Genomic DNA, 11,305 nt, shown 5'->3' with positions numbered 1-11,305 from the left:
CCGCTCCGGCCAGGGGCTCGCCCGGCTTGGCGAACCAGCCGAGCGCCCGCGCGCAGGCGAAGGACGCCGTCCGGCGGTTGCGCCGCACGGTCTCCGCCACCCCGTCCAGTCCATGCTCGGCCAGCAGCCGCTCGAACGGCGTCGGGCGGGCGGACAGCAGGGCGGGCAACGCCGCATCGAAGCGGGCGCGGTCGGTGTGGGCAAAGAACCGCCGGGCGGTCCGGGCCGGATCCTCGTTCTGGTCGCGGCAGCCAGGCGCGAAGCGTGCCAGCGAATCCTCCAGGGAATAGACGTCGGTGAAGGACACCGGGAACAGGGCGTCCTCCGCCCGGTGGAGGTCCAGAAGCCGATCAAGGAAGAGGCACCAGGGCGGCGCGTCCGCCGGCATCGCCGGGAACCGCGCGGCTTCCTCCAGGGCGTCGAGCGCATGCTCCACGTTGCCGTGACACAGCGACGCGAAGGCCAGCTTGCGCAGGCCGAGGCCCGGATCGGGATGGCCGTCCCGCACGGCCGCGACGGATCTCAGGAACACCGCGTCGGCGGCGGCCAGGAAACCTTCGCCCCGCCAGCCGAGCGGTGCCCGGCGGAAGGAACCCGCCGGATGGGGGGTCAGCCGCATCAGGTGGAAGCCATGGCGCGCCGCCAGAGCGGCGATGTCGCCGAACAGCTTCTGCCCCTCGTAGAGGGGGTGGAACTCGACTTCCGAGGAGAAGCCCACGAGCGTGGTGGCGCAGCAGCGCTCGGCGCCGACCAGGATCTCGAACTCCGTCCCTTGCGTGTCCATGGCGATCCAGTCCACCGGAAGGCCGGTGTCGGCGGACAGCCGGTCGAGCCGCAGGGTGGGCACCTCCAGCCGGCGGGCCGGCGCCGCGGCGGCGCCGAAGACGTAATCCCCAGCCGGCGGTGGGTAGGGGAAGTAGAAGTCCCGGTAGGCGGGGTTGGGCGGGAGGACCGAAGAGGTGTAGGGATCGTAGTTGACGGCCAGCTCCGCCGTGCCGTCGCGGTCCAGAACGGCGACGGGGTGGGTCCGCCCCAGGAAGCCGTTCTCGGCGAAGAAGGCGTCGGTCTGGGCGTTGGCGTCGGCGTCGGGTTCGTAGTTGTGGAACATCACGCCGTCGGCAAAGGCCCGGCTCGTCTCGAACGATGCGCCGAATCCCCGGCTGCCGATCGCGTGCACATGGAACAGGTCCGGACGGGGATCGCCCGCCGGAGCCTTCGGAATGTCAGAACGTTCCATGGGGGCTGCCCGTGCTCCTTGCCGACGGTTGGAACCAATGCTCCGGAAATGGCTAAAGAGTGTAGCAAAAGCCTGCCGGGAAGATTAAACGGAAATCAACGGCGCCAGGATGGCCGGGCAAAACCGAAACGAGCGATGGATACCGCATGACGATCCGCGATGTCGACGTAGTAACCGGCGCGGCCGGCTTCATTGGCAGCCACCTGGTGGATGCCTTGCTGGCGAGCGGCCGGCGGGTGATCGGCGTCGATAATCTGGCGGTCGGGCGTCTGGACAACCTTGCCCAGCATCGGGACAATCCGGCCTTCCGCTTCGTGCAGGGCGACGTGGCCGACCGTGCCCTGATGCGCGAGACGATCGCCGGCGCGGGGCGCGTCTTCCATCTGGCGGCGATGGCCGACATCGTGCCCTCGGTGCAGAACCCGGCGGTCTATTACGACGCCAACGTCAACGGCTGCTTCGCGGTGGCCGAGGCGTGCCGGCTGGCCGGGGTGGAGCGGGTGCTCTACGCCGCCTCGTCCTCCTGCTACGGTGTGCCGGACGTCTACCCGACCCCGGAAACCGCCCGCATCGACCCGCGCTATCCCTACGCCCTGACCAAGAACCTGGGGGAACAGCTCCTCCTGCATTGGGCGCAGCTCTACGGGCTGCCGGTCGTCTCGCTGCGCATGTTCAACGTCTACGGCCCGCGGGCGCGGACAAGCGGCAGCTACGGCGCGGTGTTCGGCGTGTTCCTTGCCCAGAAGCAGGCGGGCAAGCCCCTGACGGTGGTGGGCGACGGCACGCAGACGCGCGACTTCACCTATGTGAGCGACGTGGTTTCGGCCTATCTGGCCGCCGCCGAGCGCGGACGGACGGGGGAGATCTACAACGTCGGCAGCGGCGGCACGGTCAGCGTCAACCGACTGGTGGAACTGCTGGGGGCGGAGCAGGTCGTCCACATCCCCAAGCGTCCGGGCGAGCCGGACTGCACCTTCGCCGACATCGCCAAGATCACCGCCGAACTCGGCTGGGCGCCGAAGGTGAGCATCGAGGACGGCGTGGCGCAGCTTCTGCGGCACATCGACCTGTGGCGCGACGCCCCCGTCTGGACGGCGGACAGCATCGCCGAAGCGACCGAGGACTGGTTCCGGTTCATCAAGAATTAATCAGGAATTAACCGGCCAACGGACAGATGGGCCGGGAGTAGCGGGGAGCAGCATGGTGTCCACGGAACGGCCCACGGATCGGCAGCGGATCGGCGGCAAGGAAGGCCCCCTCGCCCCCTCGCGCCAGAAGGTGCGCACGCTGGACGAGGCCGCGGCCGTCGCCGAACAGGCGCGCCGCGAGGGGCGGCGCGTCGCCTTGGCGCACGGGGTGTTCGACCTTCTTCACCTCGGCCACGTCCGCCATCTGGAAGAGGCGCGCAGCCACGGCGATGTCCTGATCGTCACCGTGACCGCCGACGCCTACGTCAACAAGGGGCCGGGCCGTCCGGTGTTTTCCGAGCAGCTTCGGGCGCAGATGGTGGCGGCGCTGGAGCATGTGGACGCGGTCGCGGTCAACCACGCGCCCACCGCGGTCGACGTGCTGCACGCGATCCGGCCCGACGTCTACGTCAAGGGGCCGGATTACGCCAACGCCGACGAGGACGTGACCGGCGGCATCGTCGACGAGCGCACGGCGGTCGAGGCGCACGGCGGCCGCATCGTCTTCACCGACGACATCACCTTCAGCTCCTCCAGCCTCATCAACAAGTATCTGGGCGTCTACGACACCGAGCTGCACGCCTTCCTGGAAACGGCGCGCGAGAGCAACCTGCTGCCGCAGCTGATCGAGCGCCTGGAATCGGTGCGCGACTACAAGGTGGTGCTGGTCGGCGACACGATCATCGACGAGTACCGCTACGTTCTGCCGATGGGCAAGTCGCCCAAGGAGAACATGATCGCCACGCTGTTCCGCAACCAGGAGATCTTCGCCGGCGGCGTGATCGCCGCGGCCAACCACATCGCCGCCTTCTGCCGCGAGGTGGAGATCCTGACCTGCCTCGGCGAGGAGGAGACCTACGACTCGCTGATCGCCGGCAGCCTGAAGCCCAACGTCTCGATCAAGGTCGTGCGGCGTCCGGGCAAGCCGACCACCTGCAAGACCCGCTTCGTCGAAACCGGCTACATGCGCAAGCTGTTCGAAGTCTACGAGATGGACGACAGCCCGCTGTCCGAGGGCGAGGAGAAGGCGGTTCAGGACCTGATCGCCACCCGCGCGGCGGACGGCGACCTCGTGGTGGTGACCGACTTCGGCCACGGGATGATCACGCCGGCCATCATCGAGACGCTGCAGAAGACCGCCCGTTTCCTGGCCGTCAACACCCAGACCAACAGCGCCAACCAGGGCTACAACTTGGTCACCCGTTATTCCCGGGCCGACTATGTCTGCATCGACGCGCCCGAGGCGCGGCTCGCGCTTGCCGACAAGTTCACCGACATCGCGCTGCTGGCCGCCGAGAAGCTGCCGGCGCGGGTCGACTGCAACCGGCTCGTCATCACGCAGGGCAAGCTGGGCTGCGTCTGCCACGACGGCGCTGCGGGCACCCACCGCATTCCCGCCTTCACCAACATGGTGGTCGACACCGTGGGCGCGGGGGACGCCTTCTTCGCCGTCACGGCCCCGCTGGTCGCCGCCGGGGTCCCGATGGATCAGGTCGGCTTCATCGGCAACGCGGCCGGCGCCATCAAGGTCGGCATCGTCGGCCACCGCCGGTCGGTGGAAAAGGTCCCGCTGATCAAGCTCCTCACGGCCATCCTGAAATAACCAATCTAAAACAACAGGCCCCTTCCCATGAGCGCCAACCCATGAGTGACGGTTCCAGCGGCGGTTTCGCCGCCTACTTCGCCACCATCGACGCCCTGGGCCGCGGGGTCGAAGTCACCGACGGTGCCGGCCTGCCCCTGCCCCAGGAGGCCGCGATCACCCGCTTCATCGCCGAAGCCCGGCAGGCGCACGCGCGGTCCAACACGCTGTTCTTCATCGGGAACGGCGGCAGCGCCGCGATCGCCAGCCACATGGCGATCGACTATTCCAAGAACGGCGGCATGCGCGCTCTTGCGCTCAACGACGGGGCGGCGCTGACCTGCCTCGGCAACGACCTCGGCTACGAGAACGTCTTCGCCGGGCAGCTCACGATGCACGCCCGCGCCGGCGACGTGCTGGTCGCCATCAGCAGCTCCGGCCGCTCCCCCAGCATCCTGAACGCGGTGGACGTCGCGCGGACGCGCGGCTGCTTCGTCCTGACGCTGTCCGGGTTCCAGCCCGACAACCCCTTGCGGACCATGGGCGACCTGAACCTGTACGTCGCCAACGGGCGCTACGGCTACGTCGAGATCACCCACTTGGCCCTCTGCCACGCCATGCTCGACATGGCCATGGAGCGCGCCGTCCCCGAAGAGACCACGACCATCCTGGAGACGTCCCGATGAGCACCCCTTCCGCTTCCGGCCCGGCGTTCCGGCGTGTCCTCGTCACCGGGGGCGCGGGCTACGTCGGCAGCCGGCTCGTCCCGGAGCTGCTCAAGGCCGGCTACGAGGTCGCCGTGCTCGACCTCTGCATCTACGGGGACGTGTTCGCGCCGCTGCGGCCGAACCCGAAGCTGACGGAGATCAAAGGCGACCTGCGCGACGCCGCCACGGTGCGCACGGCGGTCGCGGGGTGCGACGCGGTTATCCACCTCGCCTGCATCTCCAACGACCCGTCCTTCGACCTGGACCCGGACCTCGGGCGCTCCATCAACTACGACTGTTTCCGGCCGCTGGTGCGGGCGGCGAAGGAAGCGGGCGTCCGGCGCTTCGTCTACGCCTCCTCCTCCTCGGTCTACGGCATCAAGGACGAGGACAACGTCACCGAGGATCTGCCGCTCCAGCCGCTGACCGACTATTCCAAATACAAGGCCCTGTGCGAGGAGGTGCTGGCCGAGGAGCGCACGCCCGGCTTCACCACCCTGACCCTGCGGCCGGCGACCGTGTGCGGCTACGGCCCGCGCCTGCGGCTCGACCTGTCGGTGAACATCCTGACCAACCACGCGGTCAACCACGGCGTCATCAAGGTCTTCGGCGGCAGCCAGAAACGCCCCAACATCCACATCGAGGACATGGTGGCGCTGTACCTGAAGACGCTGGAATGGGACGCGGCCCTCATCGACGGCAAGACCTACAACGCCGGCTACGAGAACCACACCATCATGCAGATCGCCGAGATGGTGCGCGACGTCGTGGGCGGCGGCACGACCATCGAGGTCACGCCGACCGACGACCTGCGCTCCTACCACATCTCCTCGGGAAAGCTGCGGCGGGAACTGGGCTTCGCGCCGACCCACAGCATCGCCGACGCGGTGCGCGACCTGAAACGCGCCTTCGACGGCGGGCTGGTGCCCAACTCGCTGACCGACCCCCTCTACTTCAACATCCGCCGTATGCAGGAGATCGGGCTCAAGTGACGCCGGCCGGTTTCCACATCGGCATCGACTTCGACAACACCATCGTCCTCTACGACGCGGTGTTCGCCGCGGTCGGGCGGGCCATGGGGCTGCTGCCGGACGGGTTCGCCGGCAACAAGGCGCAGGTGCGCGCGACCGTGCGCGCCCGGCCCGGCGGGGAGGCCGAATGGACGCGGCTGCAGGCCCGCGTCTACGGCCCCGGCATCCGGGACGCCGCCCCCTCTCCCGGCCTGTGCGGCTTTCTCGACCGCTGCCGTCGGGCCGGTGCGCGCGTCGGCGTGGTCAGCCACAAGACGGCATTCGCGGCGGCCGACCCCGGCGGCGTCAACCTGCGCGAGGCGGCCTGGGCGTGGCTCGCCGACCATGGTTTGATCGGCCCGGACGGCATCGACCCGGCGAACGTGCATTTCGAGTCCACCCGTGCCGAAAAGATCCGCCGCATCCGGGCCATCGGCTGCACTCATTTCATCGACGACCTGGACGAGGTGTTCCTCGAACCGGATTTCCCTTCCCATGTCCGGCGTTACCTGTTCGCTCCGGGCAGCGCCCCGCTGCCCGCCGGCCCGTTCACGGCCTGCCCCGGTTGGGTGGAGATCGGCGATGACCTGTTCGGTGCCCGCAGCATCTCCTGAAGAGGTGGCCGCGTTGCTCGGCCCGGTGGAACGGCTGCTTGGCCGTGCCGTGCCGGCCTCGGCCCTGCGCCGGGTCGCGGGCGGCGGCAACAACCGCCTGTACCGGCTGGATGGGTCGGACGGGCCGCTGGCCCTGAAATGGTACGGCGAACGGACCGCCGGCGACGCCGCCCGGCTCCGGCGGGAGTTCGGCGGGCTGCGCTTTCTGGCCGAAGCCGGGGTTGCGGGCGTGCCAGGCGCCGTGGCCGCCGATCCCGCGGCGCACGCGGCGCTCTACGACTGGATCGACGGGGAACCGGCATCGCGCGACCCCGCCGGGCGGCGCCCGGACGATCTTGCGCAGGCACTCGCCTTCGTCGGGCGCCTGCGCGACGCCGCCACCCTGCCGGCCGCCCAAACCTTGCCGGAAGCCACCGAAGCCTGCCTGTCGGCGGCGGATCTGCTGGGCCAGATCGACGAGCGGCGCGACCGCCTGATGACGCTGGAAGGCGAGGCGGAACTGCGCGCCTTCATCGGGACGGGGCTGGCGCCGGCCCTGGCCGCCGCGCGCGCACGCCTGTGGGCGCTGTACGACGGCGCCGGGCTTGCCCCCGGCCGCCCGGTGCCGCCCGCCGCGCGCACCCTGTCGCCGTCGGACTTCGGCTTCCACAACGCGCTGCGCCGTCCGGACGGGCGTCTGGTCTTCGTGGATTTCGAGTATTTCGGCTGGGACGACCCGGTGAAGCTGACCGCCGACCTGCTCTGGCACCCCGGCCAGAGCCTCAGCCTGGACGAGCGCCGGGCCTGGCTGTCCGGCACGGCGGCGCTGTTCGCCCCGGATCCGTCCTACGGCGTCCGGCTGCGGGCGCAGGTCGCGCTGTTCGGGCTGCGCTGGGCGCTGATCATGCTCAACGAGTTCCTGCCCGACCGCTGGACGCGCCGGCTGTTCGCGGCCCCGTCCGCGGAAGCGGCGCGCGCCGGCTGGGACGCCGCCAAGCGGACCCAGCTCGCCAAGGCGGAGGCCTGGACGGCCGCCGCCCGGCGGATCGCCGACGCGGGGCCGGAGCCCGCCCTGTTTCCCGTTCTTCCACCCCCCTCCCTTCCTTTCTGAGGTGCGGCAAGTCCCATGGACACGCGATCCAAACATTTGAGGCGGCTCGTCATCGACGCCTTGGAAGGCGGCGGGCGGGGCCACATCGGCTCCTCCCTGTCGCTCGTCGAAATCCTGCGCGTGCTCTACGACGACATCCTGCGGGTCCGACCCGACGAGCCCGGCTGGCCAGACCGCGACCGCTTCATCCTGTCCAAGGGGCACGGCTGCCTGACCTGGTACGCGGTGCTGGCCGACAAGGGCTTCTTCCCGAAGGAGGAACTGCTGCGCCAGTGCCGGCCGGAGGCGATGCTGGGCGGTCATCCCGAGCGCGCCCACATTCCGGGGGTGGAGGCATCCACCGGTTCGCTGGGCCATGGGCTGTCCATCGGCATCGGGCTGGCGCTTGGCCTGCGCATGAAGGCGTCGCCCGCCCGCGTCTTCGTCGCCACCGGCGACGGCGAGCTGGACGAGGGGTCGGTCTGGGAAGGGGCGATGCACGCGGCCAAGCACCGGCTTGACCATCTGACCGTCCTGGTCGACTACAACAAGCTGCAATCCTACGGCCGGGTGGCCGAGGTCGTGGACCTGGAGCCGCTGGCCGACAAGTGGCGGGCCTTCGGCTGGGCGGTGCGCGAGGTGGACGGGCACGATGTGGACGCCCTGAAGGCGGTCCTCTCCGGCCTGCCCTTCGAGCAGGGCCGCCCCTCCGTCCTGATCTGCCACACGGTCAAGGGCAAGGGGTTCGACTTCGCCGAACACAACGCCTCCTGGCACCACAAGGCCCGCGTCGAAGCCGCCGACGTGGCCCGCATGCGCGACGCGCTGGAAAGGGCCTGACGCATGAGACAAGTCGCCATCAACATGGTCGAGACGCTGGCCCGCCGGGACCCGCGCGTCGTCTTCATCGGCTCCGATCTCGGCCCCAACGTGCTGGCCGGCATGAAGCGGGACATGCCCGAGCGCTTCTTCATGGAGGGCGTGGCCGAGCAGCACGTCATCGGCATGGCCGCCGGTTTGGCGATGGAGGGGTTCGTCCCCTACATCAACACCATCGCCACCTTCCTGACGCGGCGCTGCCTGGACCAGATCGCCATCGACCTGTGCATGGAAAACCTGCCGGCGCGCCTGATCGCCAGCGGCGGCGGGCTGGTCTACGCGCCGCTCGGCCCCACGCATCTCGCCTTTGAGGACATGGCGCTTCTGCGCGCCCTGCCCAACATGGCCATCGTGGCGCCGGCCGACGCGGCGGAGATGGAGCGGCTGATGCAGGCCTCCCTCGACTGGCCGGGGCCGCTCTACATCCGGCTCGCCAAGGGCGGGGACCCGGTGGTCAGCCGGGCCGAGGCGGGCTTCGCCATCGGCAAGGCGATTCCCATGCGCCCCGGCGGCGAGGTCGTCCTGATCGGCACCGGCATCATGACCGGCCGCGCCCTGGCGGCGGCCGAGCGGCTGGCCGCGCAGGGGATCGAGGCCGGCGTGCTGCACGTCCACACCGTCAAGCCGCTCGACACTGAGGCCGTGCTGGCCGCGGCGGACGGGGCGCGGCTGCTGGTGACGGTGGAGGAGCACAGCCGCGTCGGCGGCTTGGGCAGCGCCGTGGGCGAGGCCTTGCTCGACCACAGGGACGGCGGGCGGCCCCGTCTGCTGCGGCTGGCTCTGCCCGACGCCTTTCCGGAAGGCTACGGCAGCCAGGACCATCTGCTGACAAAGGCCGGTCTGTCGGTGGACGGCATCGCCGCCGCGGTGGCCGGGGCGCTTTCCCCGGCCGTGCGATGAGGGAGGATCCGTGGATGACGCAGGCCGGCGCCCCACCGTTCGATTTCCTGACGCCCGAGGACCGGGCGCTGGAGGAGCGGTTCCTGCGCGACGGCTTCGTCATCGTGCCGGCGGAGGACCGCCGGGCGCTCGACGCCATCCGCGACCGGGCGGTGGAGGTGGCCTGCGGCTGGCTCGGCTGCCCGCAACCTGACGATTCGGACCGTTTCCTCAACCGGATCGGGGACCGGGTGCCGGTCGAGCGGCTGAACGACTTCCGGCTGGCGGTGATCGCCGGCCTGAACGCCACCCCCTGGCTGCGCGCCGCCCTGTTCCGCGCCGGACGCCGCACGGTGGAGGCGTTGGTCGGCAACGAGCTGTGCATGCAGCGGCGGGTCAACCTGTCGATCCAGCTTCCCGAGGACAGCAGCTCGCTCCTGCCGATGCACGCCGACTCCTGGTCCGGCGACAGCCCATTCGAGCTGGTGCTGTGGACCCCGCTGGTCGATTGCTTCGCGACCAAGAGCATGTTCCTGCTGCCGCCCGAGCCCAACGCGCGGCTTCAGGAGAGCATGCACCGCTGGTCGGGGCGCGGCATGGACGCGCTGTTCGCCGCCTTCGAACCGGATCTGCGCTGGATGGAGGTGCCCTACGGCCATCTGCTGCTGTTCAACCAGAACCTCGCCCACGGCAACCGGGTGAACCGCGAGGCGGACGCCCGCTGGAGCCTCAACTGCCGCTTCAAGGGCGTGTTCACCCCCTACGCCGACAAGCGGCTGGGCGAGTTCTTCGAGCCGATCACCCTGCGCGCCGCCAGCCGGATCGGCCTGGACCACCGCCTGCCGGAGGGCTTCGATGAGTGAGCCTTTCCCGGAACAGGCCCCGCGCCGGGGCTATCGCGGCTACATCGCCTCGCGGCCGGTGCAGGGCAACCGCACGCCCCAGCATGTGCAGAACCTGGTGATCCGCGACTACGCGTTGCGCAATGGGCTGCTCTTCAAGCTGTCGGCCACCGAACACGCCATGCCCCACTGCTACATGATGCTGGAGCAGGTGCTGGACGAACTGCCGTCGCTGGAGGGGATGATCGTCTATTCCCTGTTCATGCTGCCGCAACGGCGGGAGCGTCGGCTCGACGTGTTCCGCCGCGTGCTCGACCAGGGGGCGGCGCTGCACACGGCGGTGGAGGGGCTGCTGCTTGCCGGTCCCGACGACATCGGCCGGCTGGAGGACATCCGGCGCATCCAGGAGGTTATGGACCGGACGCCGGACCCCGGCCCCGTCCTGCGCCGCCCGCTCCTTCCCAATTCCGCTCCTTCAAATCCAGCCGACGATCCGCAAGGGTGAGCCGCCCCATGGCCCAGATCGACTTCATCCAGTCCCTGAACGCCTCCACCCGGCGCAATTACGTCGAACGGGTGGTGGAGCACGACAAGGCCGAATGCGCCGCGGTGGCCCGCCGTTTCGGCGCCGACTACTGGGACGGCGACCGGCGCTACGGCTACGGCGGCTACCGCTATGACGGCCGCTGGCGCCCGGTGGCGGAGCGCATCGCCGCCCATTACGGGCTGAAGCCGGGCGAACGCCTGCTCGACGTCGGTTGCGGCAAGGCGTTCCTGCTGCACGAACTCACCCAGGTGGTTCCGGGGCTGGAGGTCGTCGGGCTCGACCTGTCCGTCTACGGCATCGCCAACGCCAAGGAAGAGGTGCGGCCCCGCCTGGTGGTGGGCGATGCCCGCGCCCTTCCCTTCCCGGACGCCAGCTTCGACGTGGTCCTGTCGCTCGGCACCTTCCACAACCTGCCCGTCGAGGGCGTCTCCCGCGCCCTGTCGGAGATGGAGCGGGTTGGCCGTGGCCCCCGCAAATACTTCATGGTGGAAAGCTTCCGGAACGAGCGGGAGAAGGTCAACCTGCTGTACTGGCAACTGACCTGCCTGTCCTTCCACGCGCCGGAAAGCTGGGCCTGGCTGGCGGCGCAGGCCGGCTACACCGGCGATTACGGGTTCATCTACTTTGAGTGACACCGTCCTCATTGTCGGCGGCGATTCCATGGTCGGCGCCGCCACCGCCCGCCACCTGGCGCGGGCCGGCGTGCCGGTGCTGGCCACCACCCGTCGGGCGGACGCCGCCGGGCCGGGCCG

The 11,305-nt window shown here is 69.9% G+C and carries 12 protein-coding genes; 11 read left to right on the top strand and 1 reads right to left on the bottom strand.

The genetic code is table 11. The features are described from left to right. Positions 1–1,237 (bottom strand): FkbM family methyltransferase (locus QSG27_RS24360; RefSeq protein ID WP_306710718.1); only part of this gene is annotated, 1,237 nt, incomplete at its 3' end. A gap of 146 nt (positions 1,238–1,383) precedes the next feature. On the opposite strand from QSG27_RS24360, the gene QSG27_RS24355 reads away from it, so the two are divergent. From QSG27_RS24355 to QSG27_RS24305, 11 genes are read left to right on the top strand one after another with little or no spacing between them, the layout of a single operon-like run. Then, positions 1,384–2,385 carry an SDR family oxidoreductase gene (locus QSG27_RS24355; RefSeq protein WP_306710716.1) on the top strand — a complete coding sequence of 334 codons (1,002 nt, stop codon included), beginning with the start codon at positions 1,384–1,386 and terminating at the stop codon, positions 2,383–2,385. Between the two features lie 52 nt (positions 2,386–2,437). Then, positions 2,438–4,027, top strand: a complete 1,590-nt coding sequence (locus tag QSG27_RS24350) for a PfkB family carbohydrate kinase (protein ID WP_306710714.1) — start codon at positions 2,438–2,440, stop codon at positions 4,025–4,027. Between the two features lie 41 nt (positions 4,028–4,068). Continuing rightward, positions 4,069–4,692 carry an SIS domain-containing protein gene (locus QSG27_RS24345; RefSeq protein WP_306710712.1) on the top strand — a complete coding sequence of 208 codons (624 nt, stop codon included), beginning with the start codon at positions 4,069–4,071 and terminating at the stop codon, positions 4,690–4,692. After that, positions 4,689–5,705: an NAD-dependent epimerase/dehydratase family protein gene (locus QSG27_RS24340; protein ID WP_306710710.1), complete on the top strand. Its 1,017-nt coding sequence runs from the start codon at positions 4,689–4,691 to the stop codon at positions 5,703–5,705. Before QSG27_RS24345 ends, QSG27_RS24340 begins: the two co-directional genes overlap by 4 nt. Next, complete coding sequence (locus QSG27_RS24335) at positions 5,702–6,337, top strand: hypothetical protein (protein WP_306710708.1); 636 nt, start codon at positions 5,702–5,704, stop codon at positions 6,335–6,337. The genes QSG27_RS24340 and QSG27_RS24335 overlap by 4 nt, the downstream gene beginning before the upstream one ends. After that, a complete protein-coding gene (locus tag QSG27_RS24330) occupies positions 6,306–7,427 on the top strand; it encodes an aminoglycoside phosphotransferase family protein (RefSeq protein ID WP_306710706.1) in 1,122 nt (373 codons plus the stop codon). The genes QSG27_RS24335 and QSG27_RS24330 overlap by 32 nt, the downstream gene beginning before the upstream one ends. Positions 7,428–7,463: 36 nt before the next feature. Continuing rightward, complete coding sequence (locus QSG27_RS24325; protein WP_326522691.1) at positions 7,464–8,246, top strand: transketolase; 783 nt, start codon at positions 7,464–7,466, stop codon at positions 8,244–8,246. Between the two features lie 3 nt (positions 8,247–8,249). After that, a complete protein-coding gene (locus tag QSG27_RS24320; RefSeq protein WP_306710702.1) occupies positions 8,250–9,185 on the top strand; it encodes a transketolase family protein in 936 nt (311 codons plus the stop codon). Positions 9,186–9,199: 14 nt separating this feature from the next. Further along, positions 9,200–10,027 carry a sporadic carbohydrate cluster 2OG-Fe(II) oxygenase gene (locus QSG27_RS24315; protein WP_306710700.1) on the top strand — a complete coding sequence of 276 codons (828 nt, stop codon included), beginning with the start codon at positions 9,200–9,202 and terminating at the stop codon, positions 10,025–10,027. Continuing rightward, positions 10,020–10,511: an LIC12192 family sporadic carbohydrate cluster protein gene (locus tag QSG27_RS24310; protein WP_306710698.1), complete on the top strand. Its 492-nt coding sequence runs from the start codon at positions 10,020–10,022 to the stop codon at positions 10,509–10,511. Before QSG27_RS24315 ends, QSG27_RS24310 begins: the two co-directional genes overlap by 8 nt. 8 nt (positions 10,512–10,519) lie before the next feature. After that, positions 10,520–11,185 carry a class I SAM-dependent methyltransferase gene (locus tag QSG27_RS24305; protein WP_306710696.1) on the top strand — a complete coding sequence of 222 codons (666 nt, stop codon included), beginning with the start codon at positions 10,520–10,522 and terminating at the stop codon, positions 11,183–11,185. The last annotated feature ends 120 nt before the right edge of the window (positions 11,186–11,305 follow it).

It is taken from the genome of Azospirillum isscasi, from assembly GCF_030849505.1.
Taxonomy (GTDB): domain Bacteria; phylum Pseudomonadota; class Alphaproteobacteria; order Azospirillales; family Azospirillaceae; genus Azospirillum; species Azospirillum isscasi.
This window is presented reverse-complemented; position numbering and strand designations above follow the sequence as displayed.

Bases quoted from the DNA above. Each gene is read 5' to 3' on its own strand.
- QSG27_RS24340 (WP_306710710.1), top strand. From the start codon at position 4,689: ATGAGCACCCCTTCCGCTTCCGGCCCGGCGTTCCGGCGTGTCCTCGTC.
- QSG27_RS24350 (WP_306710714.1), top strand. From the start codon at position 2,438: ATGGTGTCCACGGAACGGCCCACGGATCGGCAGCGGATCGGCGGCAAG.
- QSG27_RS24315 (WP_306710700.1), top strand. From the start codon at position 9,200: ATGACGCAGGCCGGCGCCCCACCGTTCGATTTCCTGACGCCCGAGGAC.
- QSG27_RS24345 (WP_306710712.1), top strand. From the start codon at position 4,069: ATGAGTGACGGTTCCAGCGGCGGTTTCGCCGCCTACTTCGCCACCATC.
- QSG27_RS24305 (WP_306710696.1), top strand. From the start codon at position 10,520: ATGGCCCAGATCGACTTCATCCAGTCCCTGAACGCCTCCACCCGGCGC.
- QSG27_RS24330 (WP_306710706.1), top strand. From the start codon at position 6,306: ATGACCTGTTCGGTGCCCGCAGCATCTCCTGAAGAGGTGGCCGCGTTG.
- QSG27_RS24320 (WP_306710702.1), top strand. From the start codon at position 8,250: ATGAGACAAGTCGCCATCAACATGGTCGAGACGCTGGCCCGCCGGGAC.
- QSG27_RS24355 (WP_306710716.1), top strand. From the start codon at position 1,384: ATGACGATCCGCGATGTCGACGTAGTAACCGGCGCGGCCGGCTTCATT.
- QSG27_RS24310 (WP_306710698.1), top strand. From the start codon at position 10,020: ATGAGTGAGCCTTTCCCGGAACAGGCCCCGCGCCGGGGCTATCGCGGC.